The sequence below is a fragment of the Paenibacillus hemerocallicola genome, assembly GCF_006265175.1.
Taxonomy (GTDB): domain Bacteria; phylum Bacillota; class Bacilli; order Paenibacillales; family NBRC-103111; genus Paenibacillus_AB; species Paenibacillus_AB hemerocallicola.
In genome coordinates this window covers 15,323-38,213 of the sequence record NZ_VDCQ01000082.1, presented here as the reverse complement: position 1 = coordinate 38,213, position 22,891 = coordinate 15,323, and the positions used below count along the sequence as shown (strand labels likewise).

Annotated in this window: 16 protein-coding genes; 1 reads left to right on the top strand and 15 read right to left on the bottom strand. The window is 58.3% G+C overall.

What is annotated here, in order from left to right; genetic code table 11:
- Positions 1–641: 641 nt before the first annotated feature.
- From FE784_RS35830 to FE784_RS35760, 15 genes are all read right to left on the bottom strand, one after another.
- On the bottom strand, positions 642–911 hold the full coding sequence (locus FE784_RS35830) for a hypothetical protein (protein WP_139607040.1): 270 nt from the start codon (positions 909–911) through the stop codon (positions 642–644).
- A gap of 141 nt (positions 912–1,052) precedes the next feature.
- Positions 1,053–2,417, bottom strand: coding sequence for a glycosyltransferase family 2 protein (locus FE784_RS35825; RefSeq protein WP_139607039.1), 1,365 nt, complete (start codon positions 2,415–2,417; stop codon positions 1,053–1,055).
- Positions 2,418–2,437: 20 nt separating this feature from the next.
- A complete protein-coding gene (locus FE784_RS35820; RefSeq protein WP_246132341.1) occupies positions 2,438–3,457 on the bottom strand; it encodes a GT-D fold domain-containing protein in 1,020 nt (339 codons plus the stop codon).
- A 90-nt stretch (positions 3,458–3,547) separates the two neighbouring features.
- Positions 3,548–4,639, bottom strand: a complete 1,092-nt coding sequence (locus tag FE784_RS35815) for a CgeB family protein (protein ID WP_139607038.1) — start codon at positions 4,637–4,639, stop codon at positions 3,548–3,550.
- A 79-nt stretch (positions 4,640–4,718) separates the two neighbouring features.
- Positions 4,719–5,855, bottom strand: coding sequence for a CgeB family protein (locus FE784_RS35810; RefSeq protein WP_139607037.1), 1,137 nt, complete (start codon positions 5,853–5,855; stop codon positions 4,719–4,721).
- A 4-nt stretch (positions 5,856–5,859) separates the two neighbouring features.
- Positions 5,860–6,744 carry a dTDP-4-dehydrorhamnose reductase gene (gene rfbD / locus FE784_RS35805; RefSeq protein ID WP_139607036.1) on the bottom strand — a complete coding sequence of 295 codons (885 nt, stop codon included), beginning with the start codon at positions 6,742–6,744 and terminating at the stop codon, positions 5,860–5,862.
- A complete protein-coding gene (locus FE784_RS35800; protein WP_139607035.1) occupies positions 6,741–7,784 on the bottom strand; it encodes an NAD-dependent epimerase/dehydratase family protein in 1,044 nt (347 codons plus the stop codon). The genes rfbD and FE784_RS35800 overlap by 4 nt, the downstream gene beginning before the upstream one ends.
- A complete protein-coding gene (gene rfbC, locus FE784_RS35795; protein ID WP_139607034.1) occupies positions 7,784–8,347 on the bottom strand; it encodes a dTDP-4-dehydrorhamnose 3,5-epimerase in 564 nt (187 codons plus the stop codon). The genes FE784_RS35800 and rfbC overlap by 1 nt, the downstream gene beginning before the upstream one ends.
- A 9-nt stretch (positions 8,348–8,356) precedes the next feature.
- Positions 8,357–9,583 carry an L-2-hydroxyglutarate oxidase gene (lhgO, locus tag FE784_RS35790; RefSeq protein WP_139607033.1) on the bottom strand — a complete coding sequence of 409 codons (1,227 nt, stop codon included), beginning with the start codon at positions 9,581–9,583 and terminating at the stop codon, positions 8,357–8,359.
- Complete coding sequence (locus FE784_RS35785; RefSeq protein WP_139607032.1) at positions 9,580–10,308, bottom strand: sugar phosphate nucleotidyltransferase; 729 nt, start codon at positions 10,306–10,308, stop codon at positions 9,580–9,582. Before FE784_RS35785 ends, lhgO begins: the two co-directional genes overlap by 4 nt.
- Before the next feature lie 30 nt (positions 10,309–10,338).
- Positions 10,339–11,076 carry a glycosyltransferase family 2 protein gene (locus FE784_RS35780; protein WP_139607031.1) on the bottom strand — a complete coding sequence of 246 codons (738 nt, stop codon included), beginning with the start codon at positions 11,074–11,076 and terminating at the stop codon, positions 10,339–10,341.
- Complete coding sequence (locus tag FE784_RS35775) at positions 11,073–12,203, bottom strand: glycosyltransferase (protein WP_139607030.1); 1,131 nt, start codon at positions 12,201–12,203, stop codon at positions 11,073–11,075. The genes FE784_RS35780 and FE784_RS35775 overlap by 4 nt, the downstream gene beginning before the upstream one ends.
- A 4-nt stretch (positions 12,204–12,207) precedes the next feature.
- Positions 12,208–13,125, bottom strand: a complete 918-nt coding sequence (locus FE784_RS35770; RefSeq protein ID WP_176706752.1) for a glycosyltransferase family 2 protein — start codon at positions 13,123–13,125, stop codon at positions 12,208–12,210.
- Positions 13,126–14,416: 1,291 nt separating this feature from the next.
- Complete coding sequence (locus tag FE784_RS35765) at positions 14,417–14,842, bottom strand: Imm26 family immunity protein (RefSeq protein WP_139607029.1); 426 nt, start codon at positions 14,840–14,842, stop codon at positions 14,417–14,419.
- A gap of 329 nt (positions 14,843–15,171) precedes the next feature.
- The gene (locus FE784_RS35760) at positions 15,172–21,798 is read right to left on the bottom strand and encodes a WIAG-tail domain (RefSeq protein WP_176706751.1); all 6,627 of its coding nucleotides are present in this window, start codon (positions 21,796–21,798) and stop codon (positions 15,172–15,174) included.
- Positions 21,799–22,077: 279 nt separating this feature from the next.
- Here FE784_RS35760 and FE784_RS35755 point away from each other — a divergent pair, with 279 nt between their 5' ends.
- Complete coding sequence (locus FE784_RS35755; protein WP_139607027.1) at positions 22,078–22,461, top strand: hypothetical protein; 384 nt, start codon at positions 22,078–22,080, stop codon at positions 22,459–22,461.
- Positions 22,462–22,891 lie beyond the last annotated feature (430 nt).

The window sequence follows — 22,891 nt, the reverse complement described above, 5'->3', positions numbered from 1 at the left end:
TAAGGTTGGTTTCAGCACTATCCGCGTCGGTTTCCCTTCTTTTGGCCGACAATAGTGCCGGTTTCAACCTTATTTCTGTTTCCCGTTTCATCGGCGGCGGACCAAGCCGACCTTAGCAGTACCTCTGGGATCACTTTTCGCTGAATTTTCCCATCCGGCAAGCGATTAGCGAAATGAGGTTCAGTAATTCCACGACGAGGCGCTGAAGTTGCAGCATACATCAAGTACATCGCGATCACGGAGTAATATACGGTTGGCTAACCATCCGCATCAGCCGATTATTGTATCCTTCAAACGAGCCGGTTTTTCAACTTTACTTATACGTGTAGCATGCTAATCGGCCAACAGCCCACCGCCCGCCGTTCACCATTAACCTTCCGGCTTTCGGACGGCAATCGTAGACTTCCTCCGTCGCTTAATATGCCGCCAGTACCCGGTGCAGACTTGCTCATCGGGCTTGCAAGGGGCACGACTTGGTAATAGCTCATGACTCAAAGCCAGGTTTACTTCGAAAGCCGTCGATTTGCCCTTATCGGGCAAACCAACGGCTTTAGCCCCGCCTCCATATGTTTTCATCGCGTGCCCCGAAAGCAAGGGATCTTGCTGTATGCCGTATTAACGGTTCGCCTTTTTTGCGGGGCTTAAGACGCGTAAGCGTGCTGATAGCCTTCTTCGAACGCTTGAGCGAAGCCTTCGTCGAAGCCTTTGTTATATCCCATGTTGTAGCCTTGGTCATATGTCATTTGGGCCCCGGCCTGCGGCGCTGCTCCGCCGACCGCGCGGCGGCGTCTCAGCAGCCGGCGCTTTCCCCGCTTCGCCAGCCGTCTCTTTCCTCCGGGACGCTTGACGGCGCGACGCACGCGTCTTCTTCCCGATTTGCCGGCGGACTTCTTCTTCCTGATGACGCTCATACTATCCCTCCTAAGAGCCATGCGCATGCAAAGCTTGCTATGGAAGCATTCGCTCGAATCAAGTTGTAACTGCTTCCTCTCTTGCATACTTCTCGGCAGCCTCATCCATGCGCAAGCAAAGAAAAGCTGCCTTCGCCTTTTCTAAATATTGTCGGCCTTGATGATCGGCGGCGCGATGACCGGCAGTCCGATCGGATAAGCGGCCGCCTCGGATTCCGTCAATGTCTGGACCGGATGCCGGTTCAAGTTCCACACCTCCGTGACCCAAGCCGTTACAAGGCGGTGAAGCTTTCCGCCGCGGTGCTGGTACAGCCGCCCATCCGGAGTTTGCGCAATCCGGCCTTCGGCAAGCGGCCCCCCTGGGCTTCCCGCGGCAGCCATTACGGCTTGCTTGGCGTTCCATTCCGCGACGGAAATCGGTTCGCCGGAAGGCCAGTTTTTCAATTCGATCTGCGACAGCCGGGTTGCCTGAATTCCGTCGGAGCTCTCCAATGGACGCCGTATGCCATGCTCCACCCAAAATACGGTAGGACCGGTTCCTTTCACGGTGACGTGCGTCGGATAAAAATCGTTTACGGCGAGCGGACTTCCGTTCCAATGGCCGGACACTTCCTGCAGCAGCGCATGCGTCTCGCCCCATTTGTCGGAGTAAAAGGCGAGATTGCGCGCGTACATTTCCTCGAACTCGGCCGGTGTGAGCGTCTTGATCGTCGTGCTGCCGACATGGTGGATAAACGTATCCTTCGCGATGACCAGATCGAGACCGAGCAGCCGGTTGCGAAAGCCGAAATCGTCATCCTCGCAGTTGCCGATCTCGAATCCTTCGTCCAAAAAACCGATCCGCCGGAACACCTCTTTGCGCATGAGCACGCAAAAACCGGTCAGCCTCCCGGTTACGGCCCACTTGCCGGGATCGGGTCGGTTGAACGATTTCGCGAATCGGTGCATTTCTTCCGTAGAGCCGTACGTGGTAGAAATCAACTGATCGCCGCTGATATAGTTCGTAACCGGTCCGACCAGCCCGTGACGGTCGCTGCCGCCGAGGCAGGCCAACTGATTGGACAGCCAGCCTTCCGTAACGATCGTATCGTTGTTCAGAAACAGGAGCGTCGAGCCGCGCGCCATCATCAGCCCCTGATTGACGCCGCCGGCAAAGCCGAGGTTGCGTTCGCTGATTTTGTACCGGACGGTCGCTTTGCGCAGTGACCGCAAATAGTCGGCAGTACCGTCCGTAGAACCGTTGTCGACGACGATAATTTCATGCGGCTCCGGCGTATATTGCCCGATGCTCTCGATGCAATCGGCCAAATAAGCTTGCTGGTTGTACGACGGGATGACGATGCTCGTACCGTCGAAGCCGGCGGCGTACGAATCGCTTCCTTTCTGGAAGCCCAGTCCGTAGCCGTGCGAATGCCCGGTATCGTAGCCTGTATTGTAGCCGTTATTGTACGTGGCGTTCATCAAGGAAACCCGTGCCCGGGCTCCCTTGCGCTTTCTCGTTCCCACGATTTCTCCCCCTTTCCCGTCTATTTGAAGGGCGCTTCGCCCTTGATCATCGAATTGGCCAGATGGCCGAAATCGATGGCGACCTTGCCGAGCTCGGTGGCGATCCGCTGCGAGAGCAGGACGGCGGCGACTCCGGCCGCGACGAGCGCGATATCGAAATCGCGGGCGGCGATTTCCTCCATGACGCGAGGAACGTCCTTCACCCCTTCGACCGGCGATACCGTCGCCACGACGTTCACCCCGTTTTGCCGCATATAGTCGGCAAGCGGCTCCGCAAGCATCCCAGCGATGAGCACGCGACGCCCGCCCACGATCCGGGAAATATGTCCGGCATGGTACAAATAGTAATTGATCAACGAATCGGTCAGCGTCACAGATCCGTAACCGATGCCGTGCGCGTTGAATACCGCGAGGGCAAGCGGTTGGAAGTTGCGCACCCGCAGCTTCGGAATGCCGACGACCGTCGCTTGCTTGATCGCCTCCTTCACCTGATCCCTCGCGTCGAAGTCGGGCACGTCTACGCCGGCATAGCCGAGAAACGGCCCCTGCTCCTTGACCTGTTCCACGCTGAGCACGCTCCCCTGCGCAAGCGTCAGCAGCTCTCCGTCGCCGATCCGTACGAGGGAGAACGGGGAACGCGTGTCGAGCGCATGAAGGATGCGGCCTGCCAGCTCATCCGGCGTGAGCATATGCCGGAAATGGGGACGCAGATGCTCGACCCCCGCCGCGACGATTTGTTCCGCCGTGAAATCCGGCAATATTTCATACTCCGGAATGAACGAATCGATCAGTCCGTCGACGCCGTCCCGCCACTCGTTCCGGCCCTCGCCGTCGTACTTGCCTTGCCGGTAGCCTTCCTCGTGGCCGCCGTTGTAGCCTTTGTTATATCCCGTATTATAGCCTTCGTTAAAGGAGTCGCCGGACTTGACGCCGGCGGTCAAACTGCGCGTTCTGCCTCTTGAATTCCGCAACGCCTTTCGTCGAAGCCGCCCTTTTCGCTTAAACGGCAGTTTCTTCTTGCGCAAAACGAGACGAGACAAGTGACGTCACCACCTTGAATTGTGCTGGTTTTCCCTTATCGTATTCGTCCCCGGTCCATCCGTGCCGGGGACATCCGACCAAATGTCCGTTCAGCCGAAAACGGTGACCAACAGCTGCCGGACGCGTCTCGGATACGTATGCTCGCGCATCGTTCTAGCATAGCCCCGCAGCGCGATCGTTTGCCGTTCTTCCTCATGGTTTAAATAATAGTCCGCTTTCTCGATTAGCTCCTCCGGCGACGCGTAAGTCGCAATCTCCTCCCCCGGCGCAAAAGCGGCTCCCAGGCTATGGCGGACGTCGGTCAATTGAAAGGCCCCGCAGGCGCCGATCTCGAAGCTTCGCGGATTGACCGACAACGCGGGAATGCCGCCGACGTTTTGATTCGTCTCATCATCGATGGAGCGATGCAGGTTGATGACGATTTTGGCCCGGTTGTAGAACGACGCCGTTTCTTCCGGCGATACCCATTGGCCGTTCCGGATTTGACCGGCGAGCATAGGGAAGTTCGCCATCCGTTCCCACCAGTAGCCCGCGATAAACACCTTTTTCCGTTGCAAATAGGAAGCGATCCGGTCGAAAAAAGCGGCCCGGTTGACAAAGGCGCTCCCGATGAAGCAGATGTCCGCCTCGAATCGGGCTTCAGTGCGCTTCGGCAAGTAATAGGCCGTATTCGCTCCGAACGGCACATGGGCGACATTGGCGCAGCCCAGCTCCCGGTACACCGGCACGCACGCTTCCTCCAGCGTAAATACGTAGTCGTAATGAGGGGCAATATGCTTGGTCGCATCGATAAAGTAAGGGTCGTCGGTAAACCAGACCGCGGTGCGGATGCCCATGCCGCGAATCGCGTCCACCTTTGCGACGCTCAAGCACTCGACGGAATTCAGGGACAGCACGAGATCGGGACGGACACTCGCGGCAAGCGCGACCGTATCGTCGGTCGGAACCGCTACATGAACTTCGCGGACCAATTGGCGCAAGGCGTCGATAATGCCCTGGTCGAGCGGATCGTATGACCATAGCCCCGTCCGGACATAGAGCACCCGCAGCTCCAGTACCGGCGCCTCGAAACGAAGCTGACGCGAGATCGCCTCGCATGTGCCGAGCCGTCGCCCTTCCTGCCGGCCCGCCCTGTAGCCGTCCTCCCAGCCAAGGGGCCAAACGGCTTTTTTTGTGGGCATTCGCTCCCCTCCTTTCTTCACGGTATTATTCGGGGGGCTCCCCCGGAAGTAATCGGAATACGCTCCGAAGCTTGGGTAATTATCCGAACACCGCTCCCAGCAGCCGCTCGATCCGTTTCCGGTACGTATGCTCGCTCACTGTCCGATGCAACCCTCTTCTCGCCATTTCCCGCCTTTCGTTCTCATGGGATAAATAGTATTCGATTTTGTCGACCAGCTCGCCGGGCGTGGAAAAAGTCGCGATGTCGTACCCCGGCGTATACAAGCCCGGCAGCTCCGTCCGGTTGTCTACCAACTGGAGCGTGGCGCATGAAGATATTTCGAACAGACGGGGGTTGACCGAAGTCGCCGGAATGTTGCGGCTATTGCTGTTGTGCGACGGGTCCTCCGTCGACCGGTGCAGGTTGATGACGATTTTCGCGCCGCTGTAATGTTTGGCCGTTTCCTCCGGAGAAAGCCATACGCCGTGGATTTTATCGGCCAACAGCTCGTAGCTGCGCATCCGGTCCCACCACCAGCCGATGATTTTGAACTTTTGCCGGGCCAAATAGTCGGCGATCTCGTCGAAAAAATGGACCCGGTTCCAGAAGGCGCTGCCCACGAAGCAAATATCGTTCCGGTACGACTCATCCACCCGGACATGCCGGATATAGCCCGGATTGACGGCGAAAGGCAGGTGATGCACGTGCGGACATCCCAATTCGCGATATAGCTCGACGCAGCTCGATTCGAGCGTAAACACGAAATCGTAATGGGGAGCGATCGCGACGGTTTTGTCGGAATGGTAAGGATCGTCGGGAAGCCATACCGCCGTACGGAAGCCTTTCGACCGCATCCGGTCGATCTGCTCCGTTGGAAAAGACTGTCCGATCGCATCGAGGACGAGCACCAGATCCGGTCTCGCCGCTTCGCACAGCTGCACGACATCCTGCTCCGGCGCGGCGACGACGACCTCCCGGACCGACGACCGCAGCGCCTCTTCGATTCCCTGATCGAGTGCGGCGTAAGGAGCGCCGTCCGCCTTTACGTACAGCACCTTCACATCGCGCAGCCCGGCAGTCGCGGAAGCCGCCTGACGATAAATCGATTCGCACAAGCCGTAATGGTATCCTTCGTTTTTGCCCTCCCTGTAACCGTCCCCCCAGCCGACTATCCCATCGTCGCGCGGAGGGGCCGGGAGAGGGGTCTCCCTCGTCTTGGCGTTCAACCGGCGCATGCGTTCACCCCCTTTGTTGTCCGCCCTCGTCCTTGAGACGGAAATAGTCCCGGAGCGCATCGCTCCAATGCGGCATCGGACGGAGGCGATTCAGCTTGCCGTTATCGAGCACGCTGTACGCCGGCCTTCTCGCCTTCGTCGGAAACTCGCTGCATGTCACCGGACGCAAGTCGGCCACAACCCCGCGCTGCCGGAATATTTCCGCAGCGAAGTCGTGCCAGCTGCACTCGCCCTCTCCGGAGCAATGGTAAATGCCGTAATCGTCCACGCCCTCCATCAGCAGCATCTTGATCGATTCGGCGATGTCGAGCGTATGGGTCGGCGACATGATCTGGTCGTTCACGACGCGAAGGGGAGCTCCGCCCGCGGCGACGCGCAGCATCGTTTCCACGAAATTGCCCCCTTTCCCGCTTGCCCCCGCCGTACCGAACAACGACGATACCCGCAGAATGAAAAACTTGTCATGGTGAGCCGCTACGAAATGTTCCCCCGCCGCCTTCGAGACGCCGTATGCATTCAGGGGAGATGTCGCGTCCTCCTCGAGATATGGCGTCCGTTTTCGGCCGTCGAACACGTAGTCGGTCGTAATATGGACCAGCACCGCTTTGGCCTCGCCGCAAGCTTCGGCCATCTCTCTCGGTGCCAGCGTATTGACCGCGAACGCCTTGGCGGCGTAATCCTCGCATTCGTCCGTTTTATGGTAAGAGGTGCAGTTGATGAGCGCGTCATACGGGCCGATCCCCCGCAACACCCCGCCGATTCTCTCGGTCTGTTCTACGTCGATATCGCCGCGGTACAGCGGAACAAGGTCCACCGGAGCGTCTCGGAAGACGCGCCGGATGTCCGTGCCCAATTGTCCGTTCGCTCCGAGCAGGACGATCCGCTTCATCGGCCGTCGGCTCCCCGGATATCGATCATGCCGCCATACATTTCCGTCTGCCGGATAATCCGGTGCCACTTTGTCAGCTCCTGATACCAGTTCAACGTGATCGTCTGCTCGAATTCAGGCACGCGTCCGGCCTCCAGGGCGTTGTAGATTTCCATCGCGCCTTCCGCCGCGGTCCATCGCGCCTTCCAGCCCAACGCTCGCCCGATCTTGTCGAAGCTGACCCGGTACGAGCGGTGATCCGGTTCGCCGTACCATTCGATGCTAACCGGCTTCGGCAGCGTCTGTGCGATCGTTTCGCCAAGCGGGCCCAGCTGGTAATTGTTGTCGTTCGAGCCGACGTTGAAAATTTGTCCGTTCACGTCAGCCGGGTCGGCATCCAGCAGCAGGCACATGACGTCGGTCGTATCCTGCACGTGAACGAACGGCCGCCACTGCGATCCGTCCTTCATGAGCGGGATGACCCCGTTTTTCCAGCCTCCGAGCGTCATTCCGTTGATCGCCAGATCGAACCGCATCCGCGGCGAGAAGCCGTACACGGTCGCCTGCCTCATGACCGCGACCGTAAACCGGTCGTCCGCCAAAGGCAAAACGCTCTCCTCCGCTTTCTCGTTCGCCTTGGCGTAAGTCGACAGCGGGTTCGATGCAGACTGCTCGTCGACGATGACATCCGGAGACTGGAACCCGTAAATGCTGCAGGAGGACGGTAAAATGTACGTTTTCACGCCGAGCTTCTTGGCCATGTCCGCCGTTCTCGCCCGCGAAATATGGTTGATCTGGTACGTCGCTTCGCGGAACAGCTCGCCGCTCGGATCGTTGGACAACGCCACGAGGTCGATGACGGCCTCCACCTCGGCGAAATGCTCCTCCCGGATTCGGCGGCTGTCTTCGTGTATCGTCACGAGATTCGGGTGAGGCTCGAGCTTGTCGGTTCCGAAGAAATACCGGTCGAGCGCCTTGACCTTGAAGCCTTTGGCGAGCAGCTTCGGCACCAGAACCGACCCGATGTAGCCTCCGGCCCCAGTAACTAGTACGGTGCGCATCATTGTCCCTCCCTATAGGCAAAATCGATCTCCGCGTCCTTCAGCCGCGGCTGGCCCTGATCCTTGGCCGACAAAATCGGGGCCGACGCCGGCCAGTCGATGCCGAGCTCCGGATCGTTCCACAAAATACCCCGGTCGTGCTCGGGCGAATAATACTCATCCACCTTGTACAGCAGCTGCGTATTCGGCACGAGCGTGCAAATACCGTGGGCGAACCCTTTCGGCACGACGATTTGCCGCTTGTTGTCCTCGCTCAGAACGACGCCGATCCATTTGCCGAACGTCGGCGAGCCTTTGCGGATATCGACTGCGACATCGTAGACGGCGCCCGTCAGGACGCGCACGAGCTTCGTCTGCGCTTTCCCGGACAGCTGGTAATGCAGCCCGCGGATTACGCCCGCCTGCGCCGACAACGACTGATTGTCTTGGATGAAATCGTAGGTCAGGCCGAGCCCCTCGAGCTTGCTTCGCGTATAGCTTTCCATAAAATAACCGCGGTGGTCGCCATGAACGACCGGCTCCAGCAGGAACACTCCCGGCAGCAACGTATCGATTCGCTTCATAATAAAGTGTCAAACTCCTTCCATTTCAGAGCCTTGTGCGGACCGGCGGGCGGCGATCGTATCGACGACGTATGCGGCGAACGGGATGGAGCACGTAAAAGCCGGAGATACGGCATTGAGCACATGCATCGATCGATCGTCCCCTTCCACGATGAAGTCCTGCACGAGCTCCAGCGTTTTTTTGTCCAGCAGCTGGGCGCGGATGCCCGGCCGCATAAACGGTCCGAACCCGTCCGGATCGACGTTGCCCGCCAGCTTCATCGACAGCCGGACGAAATGGGGCTTGAAATATTTTTTCATCTCCTGGAAGGCGAGCCGGCGAAACCGGAACGAATCGGTGACGAACAGCTTCGCCTCGTAATACAAAATATGCAGAAACTCCCCAAGCTTGAAACGGGAAAAGCCGCGATATTGCTCGCGCCAAAAAGCGGGTATCGCCGTCGGGCCGATCTTGATGCTACCGTCCACAGTCTTCGTATAATGAACGCCGAGAAACGGATTGGCGAGATTCGGCACCGGATAAATATTCGTGCGGATATCGGTTTTGTTTTTCACATATTTCACGTACATCCCTTTGAAAGGAATAATCGTATACCGCTCGCCGAATCCGTAATCGCGGGCTATCCGGTCGGCATACAGCCCGGCGGCGTTGACGACGTACGCTGCGCGGATCGGGCCTTTGCCGGTCATAATGCCTTCCTCCCAGCGTCCCTCGTACTTTGCATCGAAATGGAGGTCGATGCCCAGCCCGAGCGCGTCCCGCTTCATCGACATGCACACCTGAAGCGGATCGACGGTAACCGTGGTTGGTGAGAAAAGCGCTTTGCGGAACGTGCGGGCATTCGGATCGACCTTCCGGATGTCCTCTTCGCTCATCCAGTGCAGCTCGACTCCATTCGCATCGCCCCGCCGCTTCAATTCCTCGAGCCCTCTCAGCTCCTCTTCGTCGCCCGCCACGACGAGCTTGCCGCACGGATTGACGGCAAGCCCCCGGCTGCGGCAATATTGCTGCATCGCCCGATTGCCCTCGCGGGCGAACTTCGCCTTCAGACTGTTCGCCGTATAGTAGAAGCCGGCATGCAGAACGCCGCTGTTCCGGCCGCTGGCGTGATACGCGACGTCCGACTCCTTCTCCGCAACGGCAATCGAGGCGTCGGGATAGCGACTCTTCAGCTCCAACGCGATCGTCAGCCCGATAATGCCGGCGCCGATGACGACGTAATCGTACTGCCTCATCGTTCGTCTCCGTCCGTGGAGGCAAGCTTCTCCCCGGCTTCCCGAAGCGAATCGAACGTACCCGCGTCCGTCCACCAGCCGGTCAGCAGACCGTAGCGCAGCTCGCCGTTCACCGCATACACGTTGTTCACGTCGGTAATTTCCATCTCCCCGCGCTGCGACGGCCGGATTTTGCGGATCACGTCGAACACGGCCGAATCGTACATGTATACGCCGGTCACGCAGTAACCGGATTTCGGAGTGGAAGGCTTCTCCTCGATAAAAATAATGCTGTCCTGCAAAAATACCGGCACGCCGTACCGGTGCAAATCTTCAACCTCCTTGAGCATGACCATCGCGCCACGCTCCTGGCGGTTGAACCGGTCCGCGAAAGGCTTCAGATCGTCCTCGAACAGGTTGTCGCCGAGCAGGACGACCATTTTCTCGCCGGGGGCGACAAACCCTTCGGCCAAGGAAAGTCCTTGCGCGATCCCTCCCGCTTCCTCCTGAATCCGGTACGTCAGCCGGACGCCCCACGCTTTGCCGCTGCCCAAGTAATCGAGGAACAGGCCGGCGGACTGCTTGCCGAGCACGATCAAAATGTCTTCAATGCCGGCCTGCGCCAGCTTGCGGACCGCGTAATGGATCATCGGGTACTTTCCCGCCGGCAGCAAATGCTTGTTGACCACCTTCGTCAAAGGGGCCAGTCGCGTGCCCGTGCCTCCCGCCAATATAACGCCCTTCACAAGTCCTCCATCCTTTCCGCGTTAGCCTCGTCATATGAACTCCTTCGGATCGATCCCCCATTTGTCGACAAATTTATGGAAATTCGTCTCTACGAGCCGGTCCATCCGATCCTGCCCCTGCTTGCGGAAGCTTGCGCTGCCGTGGTGGTGAACGACCGTGTCTCCGGCGATGAGCAGCCGGTACCCGGCCAGCCGGGCTCTGTAGCAATAATCGTCGTCCTCGTAATGCCCCGGCGAAAACCGTTCGTCCAGCAGCCCGATCCGCTCCATCAACTCCCGCTTGAACAGGAAGCACAGCCCGACGAGCCGGTTCACTTCCGCCCACTTCTGGGGGTCCGGACTGTTTAACGTTTCCGTCTGACGGTGAAATTCGTCCAAGCTGCCATAGGACAGCTCCATCTGCTGCTTCCCGCTCGCGTAGTTCGTTCGCGGGCCCACGATGCCTACGAGCTCTCCGCTATGCAAACAGCTCAGCATATTGGTCAGCCAGCCCTTCGACACGACTACGTCGTTGTTCAGCAGCAGCAGCTCGCTGCCGCTTGCCGCCTTCAGCCCGAGATTGCACGCTTCCGGGAATCCCCGATTATGGGGGAGCGAGACGAGCGTGACCGGCTTCTTGAGGCAATATTCCACCGTCCCGTCCGTCGAGCCGTTATCGACGACTACGATTTCGTACGGACTGTCCGTATAAGTCTCGATCGCTTGCAAGCATTCCCGCAGCAGGATGAGCTCGTTGTAGGTCGGGATGACGATGCTCGTTACGCTCATGACGTCGCCCTCCCGAGCACGTTGCGGTTGCGGATATTGTCGGCGTCCCTCAATCTTGCTCCGTCCGTTCGCATCAGCAGCTCGAGCGCCTCCAGATGATCGCCGACGATCAGATGGGATACCGGATTGTCGCGCCCGGAATTTTTGTCCCTTACCCGGTTTTTCGAAATGACGTCGACGCTCATCGCGGTATCGACCCGCAGCCCGTTCCGGATCGCGAGCGCCTGCGCCTTGGGCGGCACCATCAGATTGGCGCAGCCGATCGTATCGAGCGCCTTCCTCGATAAGGCGTGCGGCACCGCCGTCAACGAGTTGGCGGCCAGTTCCTCCCGGCCGAGGGCACGGTTCAGCATCTCCTTCACGATCGTTACGGGATCGCGGCTTGCAAAGACGTCGATATACGGCGTGATGTCGTTCAACGCCACATCCGTCCCTTTCTCCACCGCATGAATAAACGGTACGAGATGCTCGGCGAATATCGGAAAATCGCCGTCCAAGAACAGCACGATATCCGCTCGGGCCAGCTTCGCCCCGATGGCCCGCCCCACGTCGTGGCCGAGCGGCCGTACATAGTGCACGACGATGCCCCCGCTCAACTTTCTCGCGCTCCAGAACGTTTGGTCCGCCGAGCCGTTTACGACGACGATCGTTTCGTCAAGCGGCAGCCGTCCCAGCTGCTCCATCACCCCGGGGATCGCCTTCTCCTCATTCATCGCCGTGACGACCGCGCCGATCGTCTTCCGCGTCGGCACGAGAACCACATTGCCCAGTCTGACGCCCGCCGCGCTTTGGAAGCCAGCGGCAAATTTGCCGGCGATATCGTGATAGGCGCTCCACCCTAAGCCCGATACGCGGTTCGCGTCCGCCCAGTCGTTCCAGCACCGGTTCATCCATTTCAACGGCCCGGCATTTTCCGTATCGCTCGAATGGATCGAGGCTTCGCGACCCGCCTCGAACGCCCGCAGCGCCATTCCCGGATCCGAGTTAGTTGTGACGGCTGCGGGAGCGGCCGCTTTGCGGCCTAATGCGCGTCTGCCTCTCAGCGTTCCCCTCCTGCGATAACGACGCAGTCTTTGTTTGCGCACGCGTCCCGTCATGCGGTTGCGGCGTTTGCGTAAGCCACCCATGAATTCACCTCACGATTTCCCTCGCCCGCGTCAAGTCGGGCTTATTTCCCCTTTCGTTCGTCGCCCGGATATACCAGTCGAGCGCCTCCAGATGGTCGCCGACGATCAGCCCTTCGAGCGGATCGTTGCCTTGACGCCTTCTCCGCTTCGGGTTCGTCCGTCCGACCTCGATATAGTGAACGGCGCGGACATCCAGTCCCCGGCATATCCCGATCGCCTGCGCCTTCGGCGGGATCGCCAAATGCTCCCAGCCGATCGCCTCCAGCGCCTTCCGGCTGACCGCATGGGGAATCGTCGTCATCGACGCCCCCTTCAGCTCCGGGCGGGACAGGGCAATATTCAACGCGTGCTTGGCTAGCACGACGCCGTGAACGTTCATCTTGTCGGTCGGTCCCAAATAGCTGTTCAGCGCGATATCGACCCCGTTCTCCACCGCTTTTACGAGCGGCATCATCTCTCTGGCCGGGATGACGATATCGCCGTCCGTAAACAGCACGATTCTCCCCTTCGCTTCCCTCGCCCCGATGCTGCGTCCGACGTCATGCCCGAGCGGCTCGGGGAAATGCAGCACCTTCGCGCCGAGCGACTGCGCCACCTGCGCCGTGCCGTCCGTCGAACCGTTCGCCACGACGATCACCTCCGTGTCCCGGTGAACGGCGAACGCTTGCCGGATGACGCGGGCAATCGTCTTGCGCTCGTTGACGACCGGGATCACGACGGATACGACGGGTGTCGGCGACTGAGACGCTCTCGGCGGCACCGCGTCAGGAGACGTCGACGCTTTCGGCGGAGCGGCGGATGGAGACGCGGAACGGGACTTCGACGAGACGACAGGTGCGGAAGCCGAGGTTTTCCGGTGGGCGCTTTTGCGGACCGTTCTCCGTAACGGTTTCCTTCTTTTGCCCGTGCGTGACTTCAACATCCTTCACCTCCGATTTCGCTTGAAGCGTGAATGCAAACGAAAACGTTATTGACGAAAAAGCGTCCTTGCGAGAAGCTTCCGACCTCTCCCCATCCGACGCCCGAGCCGCCGGAATAGGTATTCGCGGGAAGCTTTCTTACGAGTCATTTTATGAAAATCCGCATTCGACGGAAGGGCATCTGCCGATTGTCCGGGAAAAAGGGCTGTGCGCTCCACCCGGACACCGTGATTCTCCCAGCGCTCGGCGTGGCATTGCATGACGGCGGTCGACCGCATGCGGCGCGGGAATTGTTATTGAGGTATATGACGGGTAGCGGGGGAATGTGTTGGGGTTTGGAGAAATTGGGGGGCGGCTTTCTAAAAGTATCCGGTGATGCTGCAGTGCTATGCTTCTGTTGGGTGAGCTGATGGGACGATAATAGGGCTGAGGTGATGCAGGGCACCCGGGTTACGTGGCGCGGACCGGGATTTTTTCGCTCCCTGGATCAAATGCTTGCGAGAAGAAGAAGAAGAAGAAGAAGAACAGCGCCTCGTTACGCTTGCAGTTTTCGAACCGACTACTGCTTGCGTGCCCAAGCTAGCCTACGTGCAAAAGTGCATTTCGTTCGAGGCAAAAGAGGCGTTCGAGTACGATCTACCTGCAAAAATACAGGTAGATTGGCGGATTTCAGCCAAAATTGGACGTTTCTCCCGGAATGTAACTGCAATTTTGCATGTAAAGTGAGGTGGTTGCTGGAAAAAATGGGGTAGAAGATGTAGTTTTGCAGGTAGGTTTAGTTGAAGGGGAGGGTATACTGAAGAAGGATATCAGGAATATGCAGAATACGACCAGTCAGATGACTACGAATTTATTTTCTCAGAATGGTTGCTTTATAGAACAAACCTTCTTCGTAGCGAAAAAACTGTTTCGGTTTAGTAAAGAACTGGCGTGACCATGAAAATACCGATATTGACGAGCTTTAAAGTGTTGATGGGCACACTGAAAATGGATTAACAGGAAATTGAAAGACACGGCGGCGAAGTCAAGTTAACTCGCTGCTATTATATTATATTTAAGTATATACATATACCATGATAGGATCTTGTCCAAATAAGAAGCAGATTGTAAAGAATCAAATAACTCCACTGATATAAAAACATATAATTCGGAACTACTACTTATAGCCAAGTAGCTTGATTCGCTTTCGGTTTCCAAATAACTGCTTTTTTTTTACTTGTTAGGGGAAATTTCAAGTATGAGTCTACCGTTCGATGTGCCAGGTCAAAGTTATTAAGCGACTACCCTGCAATATTACTTCTTACTTAAATCATGTTCATATTTTATACGAACAGCGCCATGACCAAAGATCCCATAAGGCTGTGCATCTCCAATCTGTTCCTTAGTTATTTCAACCGTTTCCTGCCCATCAATCAAAAAAAACTTATCAGTTAATGCTTGCGATTTATAAAATTTCGGAGGGGAGTGATCGGTAGGAATCGCGAAATTACCAACAATCCTCCAAATTCCCCGAGTAATCCCCGTATCAGTACACCACACAGTAAATAAGACCTTAACAGCATCAGTAATTTGAATATTATTAATGTCCATCGGCTCGTATAGTTCAACTAAAATGGATGGTTTATCGAGTCCTACAACACGCCCAAAACCATTCCTATCAGAGCCGTCTTCTAACTTAAAAACAAACAAATCTCCAATTCTGTATTTCTGACGAGACATCGACTTTCCTCCTTTTTTACATTGAAGTGATTAGCTAATTCAAGATATTTTTGCCTGTTTGGGTTATAGAGGCTTATAGATTACTCTAAGTTAATAGTTTATTAAAACCTCCGTACTTTTCAACTTATTAATACTTCAGTCACTCCTCGTGCCTCCTGATCACGACCGTTCCCGACGTGTTGCCTATCAGCACAACCTCGCCATGGCTGTTTTGCAAGTAGCAGTACGACAAACCCGCTGACATGTTGCTTCAGCAAGGCGAAACAGGGAATTATTCATATATAAAACCCCCGAATAACTCAACGTTATCCGGGGGCTCTCTCATTTCATTACGCTCTCGTACCCATCGCAATCCAGTTCACGATGCCGGACGGCTCCGGAGTAAACTTGGTTCTTACAATCTCGATGACGGCGCTGGTCTCCGACTGGGCTTTCAATACGGAGTAGCAGGCCGTATGGTTCGTCATCGCCACCAGGACGAAGTTTGGAGCTGCAAACGGCTCCTCGAAAGCGACCTCCACGCACACCGTCTCGGCATGGACGGGGAAGTGGAACGGTACGGCTCCGCACTGCTGGAGCGCGCCCGATGATTTGGCGGTCGTCCGTACGGGGACGAAGTCCAGCTTGTCGGACGAGATCGCGCCATCGGCTACGTGCTCGCCGCGAACCGCTCCGGCTGCGAGTTTCTCGGATGTGACGGCCTGATCGGCCAGCTTCGGTTCGGTAACTTCGCCATTGGCTAACTGGGCGCCGGAGACGCTCGGGCTATCGGCTTGGATGCCAGTGTCGGCCACGTTAAACGGCAGCTCGATCCCTTTGAGATGGTGCAGCTCGATCGATCCGGGCTCGATATGGTGACCCCGGATCGTTCCCGGCCGGATGTGAATGCCTTCGACGCAGTCGGAGGCGAGGATCGCGCCGGTAACCGATCTATTCGCCAGCTTCTCGGAAGTGACTGATCTGTTTGCCAATTTTTCGCTCGTTACGCTGTCGGGCCTCAATTGCTCCGTCGTGACGCTGTCGGCTGCGAGTTGCTGCGACGTAACCGTTCCGGCCTGCAGCTTGTTCCCGGCGATGCTACCGTCTGCTAATCGGTCAGCAATCCATTCCACGCCGCTCAGATGCTCTTCGCCGATCGTGCTTTTTCCGATATGGTAGCCTTGGATCGCTTCCGCGCCGATATGCGCGCTCTCGATGCTCACGGCTGCGATGGCGGCTCCCGTTACGGCTCCGTCTGCCAGTTTCTCGGCGGTTACGGCATCGTCCGCCAGCTTCTCGCTCGTTACGCTGTCGGACGTCAATTGCTCCGTCGTCACACTGTCGGCGGCGAGCTGCTGTGACGTAACCGTTCCGTCCTGCAACTTGTTCCCGGCGATGCTACCGTCTACCAGTCGGTCGGCAATCCACTCCACATTGCCCAGATGCTCTTCTACGATCGCGCCTTTTCCGATATGGTAGCCTTGGATCGCCTCCGCGCCGATATGCGCGCTCTCGATGCTCTCGGCTGCGACGGCGGCTCCCGTTACGGCTCCGTCGGCCAGCTTCTCGGCGGTTACGGCATTGTTCGCCAGCTTGCCGGAACTCACCGACTCGTTCGCCAGCTTCTCTGCCGTGACGCTCTCGGCCGCGAGCTGCTGCGACGTAACGGTTCCGTCCTGCAATTTATATCCGGCGACGCTTCCCTCCGCCAATCGGTCGGCAATCCATTCCACGCCGTTCAGATGCTCTTCGCCGATCGCGCCTCTTCCGATATGGTAGCCTTGGATCGCTTCCATGCCAATATGCGCGCTCTCGATGCTCTCCGCTGCGATGGCCGCTCCCGTTACGGCTCCGTCGGCCAGCTTCCCGGCGGTTACGGCATCGTTCGCCAGCTTGCCGGAATTCACCGACTCGTTCGCCAGCTTCTCTGAGGTCACGCTGCCGAAGGCAAGCTTATCCGCGGTCACCGATTCTGCGGCAATGGTTTCGTTCAGGACGCTGCCGGAAGCAAGCTGATAAGCCGTGACGCTGTCCGGCGCGAGCTGCGCCGACGTAACCGATCCGTCCTGCAGCTTATGTCCGGCAACGCTGCCGTCGGCCAGTCGCTCGGCAATCCATTCCCCGCCATCGAGATGCTCGGAGCCGATCGTTCCTGTTCCGATATGATAGCCCTGGATCGTTTCCGGACGAATATGGCGGCCCTCCACGCTGTCCGAAGCAATCGCGTCCGCTGTGACGGAACCCGACTCCAGCTTCTCGGCGCTGACGGACCCGACTGCCAGCTTCTCCGTCGTGATGCTGCCTGCCGCCAGCTTCTCGGCCGTAACCGCGCCTGCTGCGAGCTTCTCTTCCGTTACCGCTTCACTCTGAAGCATTCCCGACGAGACGGCGCCCTCTTGGATGTGCTGTTCCGCAACGGATTGATCGGACAAATGGCGGGATTCGACGGAGGCGTCCGTCAGATGTTCACTGTCTACCGACGAGGTCGCCAGCTTTTCCCCCGTAACGGCTCTATCTCTCAAATGGTCCGTACCGATGGACGCTTCCGCGAGCTTTTCCCCGGTTACGCTGCCGGAGCTGTAATGCTCGGACCGGAGGATGCCTTGTTCCAGATGATAGCCTTTGATCGAACCGGCGTGCAGATGATAGCCGCGAAGCGACTCGGCCTTTACGTGCTCGGTTCCGACGCTTTCCGCCGCAAGCTTCACGTCCGTAACCGAATGGTCGGCCAGCTTGCTTTCCGTTACCGATCCGTTTTGCAGCTTGGCGGACGTGACGGACTGATCTTGCAAATGCCGTTCGGAGATGGCGGAAGGTGCCACATGATCGGAGCGGACCGATTCCCCGGACAAATGTTCGGCCCTTACGGCCTCTAATCCGATTTTACCGGCGCTCACGGCTCCTTCCGTCAAATGAGCTTCCCCGACGGAGGATGTTTTGATTTTATCGCCGCCGATCGACGATGGGGCGATTTTATCCTCGCCGACCGCCCCGGTCGCCAGCTTCTCTTCGGTCACCGCACCGTCTTGAAGCGAAGCCGCAGAAACCGCATCGGGACGCAAATGCTCGAAGCCGATCGAAGCTTCTGCCAATTGTGCCGACCCGACACTGCCCTCGGCCAAATGGCGGGTTGTCACGGCTCCATCCGCCAGCTTGTCGGCTGTCACCGACCCGTTCGCCAGCTTCTCCTCCGTCGTGCAGCCGTCCGCCAGCTTGTCGGCCGTCACCGCTCCGTCGGCCAGCTTCTCGCCCGTAACGCTGGAGCCCGCAAGATGGTCCGCCGTTATGCTGTCCGCAGCAAGCTGCTTCGACGAGATCGACCGGCCTTGCAGCTTCGTGCCGGATAGACTGCCGTCGGCCAATCGCCCTGCGATCCATTCCACATTGCCGATATGCTCGCCTTGAATCGCGTTTCTTCCAATGTGGTAGCCTTGGATCGTTTCGCGTCGGATATGACGGCTTTCGATACTCTCGGCAGCGATTACGGTTCCGGTTAACGAACCTTCTGCAAGCTTGTCGGCCGTGACGGACCCGTCAGCGATCTTATCTGCCGTTATACTGCCCTCCGCGAGCTTATCTCCGGTCACCGATTCCGCGGCCATCTTCTCCGCCGTTACCGAGCCGGCCGCAAGCTTCTCTCCCGTCACCGCTTCATCCTGCAGCATCCCGGTCGCGATCGCGCCTTCTTGAATGTGCTCCTCGGCGATGGACTGATCGGTCAAATGGCGGGATTCGATCGACTCGTTGGCCAGATGCTCCTTGCCCACCGATGCACGGGTCAGCTTCTCCCCCGTAACGGAGCCGTCAGCCAGCTGTTCCGTACCGACGGAAGCCTCCGCGAGCTTGTCGCCGGTTACGCTGCCTATTCCGTAGTGCTCGGTGCGGAGCGCGCCTTGCTCCAAATGGTAGCCTTTGACCGCGCCTGCCTGGAGATGGTAGCCCCGGATCGATTCCGCCTTCAAATGCTCGCCGCGGACGCTTTCCGCCGCCAGCTTATCGGCCGTTACCGAATGTGCGGCAAGCTTGCTTTCCGTTACCGCGCCGGTCTGCAGCTTCGCGGTCGATACCGCTTGATCCTGCAGATGCGTCACGGCGACGGTCAGGGGAGCCACATGTTCGGACTGAATCGACTGAACGGATATATGCTCGGCTTTCACGGCGTTTAATCCGATTATTTCGGAGGTCACGGCTCCCGCCGCCAAATGCTCCTCACCGACGGAGGAAGGCTTGATTTTGTCGCCATCGACGCTTTCGCGGGTCAAGTGACCGTTCGAGACGGCACCCGCTTCCAGATGGTTGCCGCGGATCGCGCCCGGCTTCAGGTGATAGCCTTGAATCGTCTCGGGCTGGACGTGTACCCCCGACACCGATTCGACGGCCAGCTTGTCGCCGGTCACGGACGACGGGGCGATCTGGTTCGCGCTTACCGCTCCGTTCGCCAGCTTCTCTCCCGTAACAGCGCCGTCTTGGAGCGCATCCGTCGATACCGCATCCTCCCGCAAATGCTCGGGACCGACCGAATATCCCGCCAAATGCGCCGAACCGACGCTGTTATCCGCCAGATGCCGCGGCGCTACGGAGCCGGCCGCCAGATGCGCCGGACCTACGCTACCCTCAGCCAAATGACGGGATACGACTGCGCCGTCGATCAAATGCTTGCCGTTCACGCTGCCGGCAGCCAAGTGACGAGAGACGATCGCCCCTTCGGCAACATGCGGCCCGCTGATGGAGCTGCCCGCCACATGGCGCCCCGTCACCGCATCGGGAACGATATGGGACGATCCTACGCTGCCGTCGGCGAGCCCCGCCGCCGTTACCGCACCGGACACAATATGCCGAACGTCTACCGAGGCGCCGGCAAGCCGCTTGCCGTCCACGCTGTCCGGCGCGAGCTTATAAATCGTCACCGCGCCGTTCGCCAGCTTCGCTTCCGTGACGGAGCCTTCGCCGATCGCTCTGGCGGTAACGGCGTTCTCGCGCAAATGCTCGGCGCTTACCGTTTCTTCGGCCAAATGCTCGCCTTGGATGAGACCTATGCTCAAATGCTCCGATACGACCGAGCCTGCGGCCAAATGCTCGCTGCGAACGGCATCGGCAGCCAGCTTCGCAGCGGTAACGTTGCCGTCGGCCAGCTTCGACGTCGTCACGGCCAAATTCGTCAGCTTATCGGTCGAGACCGCTTCCGGGGCCATCTTGGAGGTCGTAACGGCGTGATCGACGATATGGTGCGTATAGACGGTTCCCTGGACCAGATGGTTGCGCGTAATGGAGCCGAGCGCGATTTTGTTCCATGTGATCGAATAGTCCTGTACTGTTTCCGTGCCGACGGCATTTTTGCGCAAATGCTCGGTACCGATCGCGCCCGGCTCCACGTGCCGGGACAGGACGGAACCGTCCGCCAGCAGCTCGGAGGTAACCGCGCCGTCGGCCAAATGCTCGGCGGTTACCGTGCCCGCGGCGAGCTTATTCGAAGTAACCGCGCCGTCGGCCAGCTTCGCTTCCGTTACGGCTCCGTCCATCAGCTTGGAGGTGACCACGCTGTCGGGCGCAAGCTCCGTCTCGCCAACCGCTTCGGTCTCGATCTCCGACGTGTTGACCGCACCCGGTGCCAGATGGCGGCGCTCGATTGCCCTATCCGCGATTTTTCCCGACGTTACCGATCCTTCCGCCAGCTTTGGCGCCGTAACCGCGCCGCTCGCCAGCTTCGCCTCGGTGACCGCCCCGTCTTGCAGCTGCTCGGCCGTCACTGCTCTTGGAGCGAGCTTCGGCGTCGTGACCGCGCCGGCCGCCAATTGGATGTCTCGTACGGACCCTGGCGTCAGATGCGACGATTGGACCGAATTGGGCTCCAGCTGAAGCGATCCGACCGATCCTGCCGCCAGCTTGTCGCCCGTCACCGCCTGCGGCGCCAGATGGCCGGTTTCGACCGCTCCTTCGGACAGATGCCCCGCGTGGACGCTGTTTGGTAAAATATGCTCCGCGGCCACCGTCCCAGCCGCTAAATGCTCCCCCACTACGGAGCCATTCTGAAGGTGTGTCGATCCGACGCTGTTATCCGCCAGCTTGTCGGCCGTCACGCTGCCTTCCCGCAGCTTCTCGGTCAATATGGCGCCGTCGGCGATTTTGGCCGAGTTGACCGCGCCGTTGGCCAAATTGACCGACAAGATGGCTCCGCTTTTGATTTTCTCGCTGACGACGGCCTGGTCTTGAATGAGATCCGTCGAAATGCTTTGGCTGTGCAGATGCTTCGCCACAATGGAGCCTTCGGCGATTTTCATCGAATCGATCGTTTTATCGGCGAGCTTCTCCGACGTGATGCTGTTGTCGATCAGCTTGTCGCCGCCGATCGATTTCGACTTCAGCTTTTTGCCGGAGATGGTTCCTTGGACGATATGTTTATCCTCGATGGATGCCTGGGCGATTTTGCCCGCGGTTACGCTGCCTTCGGCCAGCTTCGCGTTATCTACCGCGTAATCGGCAAGCGAATCGCGTCCGATCGAGCCCGGCTTGATTTTCGTTCCGTCTATGGAACGGTTGGCGATCTTCTCGTTCGTCACGGCTTCGTCGACGATGTCGTCCGTATAGACGACGGCCACATTCTCGTGCTGCGCCCGCTCGAACAGCAACAGGACGGGCGAAATATCCGAAGGTTCGGCAAATACTTCGACATTCGGAACAGGCGGGCTTTGCTGCTCTTCCTCAGCAGCCGTTGCCTCGGGAGCCTCGGGAGCCTCGGGAGCGAGTACGGAAGCGACGGCTGCCTTTTCCTCCACCGTTTCGTCCGGAATAGCGGACTTATCGGATGGCTTGCTTGCGTTTGGATCCGTTTCGGCGGCAGACTTCTTGTTGCGTAGCTGCTTTGCCGCTCTATCCCTATCGTCGTCCAGCCAGCTCAGCTCGTTAGTGTTCGCGTTATAGATTCTTTGACCGGATTGTTTGCTTCGTCTCGAACCTTCGCTTGATTTGTTCTTTTTCATCCGGGTCACCTTTCTTTTCCAGGAGTAGTCATCTGCAACATATGCGTTCACCCAGAAAGAGGTTCGCAAATGCACGGAGAAAAAGGGGAAATGCACTCCGCGAAAAAGAAGCGCCCCCGTTCGCGGGAGACGGATTCGCCTGCTTCCGGACAGGCGAAACGTTCCCGCGGCGTTCCGCCATAGCACCATTTTTCAGCCGTATGCACATATAACCAGAACCAAACCGCCCGGACGAGTCATACACTATACCACTGGTGCACGAAAGGAGGAGTCGAATCCATGCCTACGATCAAAAACGTACCGGATCTGCTGTATGAAAGATGGCTGGCGGATCGCAGCCCCGGTCTCATCCCCGGCGGCAATCGCACGAAAGGGAGCCTCACCGGCGGACAGCGCACGCCCGGTCACCGTACGCCCGGTCACCGTACGGGCGGCAACCGGTCTATCGGACAGCGCACCCGCGGAAGTCTAACGGGCGGCAATAACCGCAATGAAGGCAGCCTTACGCGAGGCGTCCCCAACGAGAATATTACGGGGGGCAACCGCAATCGCGGAGGTCAGACCGGAGGCAACCGCAATCGGAACGAAGGAGCGCGCAAAGGCAAACGCCACCCTCACAAGCACAAACGCGGCTGCCAATGCCGCTGCGGCCGCCGCAAATAAGCGATCTTGAACGTCCGTTACGTTGCGTAAAAAAAACCGTTCCGAATCTTCCAAAGATACGGAACGGTTTTTCTGCGACGGCACGATCCGCGTACAGGAGTGAATTTGCCGCGTGATCGGTAAAGGCTGGCCGCCTTTGCCGGTGCTAGTGAGACCGTGAATCCATCATAGCGGAGCTGGAGTATGCTATTTGACCCGAATACGGATGTCGGTCGCAACATAACGGAAGTACATTCCGCTATTTCGCTGTTCACGATCATTTCACCCCGAAAAACCAAAAAATAACGGAAGCATGTTCCGTTATCCTCAAGCGTGTAACGGTATTCGGGGCAATAAAGGAATGTAGTTCCTCTAATTATGGCAAACACGTTGCACCCTCGCACCGCGCTGCTCCCGGCGCGCGGTGTTTCTCTGCATGACGGCGGTCGGT

Coding starts and splice junctions, on each gene's coding strand:
- FE784_RS35815 (WP_139607038.1), bottom strand. CDS start 4,639: ATGCCCACAAAAAAAGCCGTTTGGCCCCTTGGCTGGGAGGACGGCTAC.
- FE784_RS35830 (WP_139607040.1), bottom strand. CDS start 911: ATGAGCGTCATCAGGAAGAAGAAGTCCGCCGGCAAATCGGGAAGAAGA.
- rfbD (WP_139607036.1), bottom strand. CDS start 6,744: ATGAAGCGGATCGTCCTGCTCGGAGCGAACGGACAATTGGGCACGGAC.
- FE784_RS35780 (WP_139607031.1), bottom strand. CDS start 11,076: ATGAGCGTAACGAGCATCGTCATCCCGACCTACAACGAGCTCATCCTG.
- FE784_RS35755 (WP_139607027.1), top strand. CDS start 22,078: ATGCCTACGATCAAAAACGTACCGGATCTGCTGTATGAAAGATGGCTG.
- FE784_RS35810 (WP_139607037.1), bottom strand. CDS start 5,855: ATGCGCCGGTTGAACGCCAAGACGAGGGAGACCCCTCTCCCGGCCCCT.
- rfbC (WP_139607034.1), bottom strand. CDS start 8,347: ATGAAGCGAATCGATACGTTGCTGCCGGGAGTGTTCCTGCTGGAGCCG.
- FE784_RS35800 (WP_139607035.1), bottom strand. CDS start 7,784: ATGCGCACCGTACTAGTTACTGGGGCCGGAGGCTACATCGGGTCGGTT.
- lhgO (WP_139607033.1), bottom strand. CDS start 9,583: ATGAGGCAGTACGATTACGTCGTCATCGGCGCCGGCATTATCGGGCTG.
- FE784_RS35765 (WP_139607029.1), bottom strand. CDS start 14,842: ATGTCTCGTCAGAAATACAGAATTGGAGATTTGTTTGTTTTTAAGTTA.
- FE784_RS35775 (WP_139607030.1), bottom strand. CDS start 12,203: ATGGGTGGCTTACGCAAACGCCGCAACCGCATGACGGGACGCGTGCGC.
- FE784_RS35760 (WP_176706751.1), bottom strand. CDS start 21,798: ATGAAAAAGAACAAATCAAGCGAAGGTTCGAGACGAAGCAAACAATCC.
- FE784_RS35770 (WP_176706752.1), bottom strand. CDS start 13,125: ATGTTGAAGTCACGCACGGGCAAAAGAAGGAAACCGTTACGGAGAACG.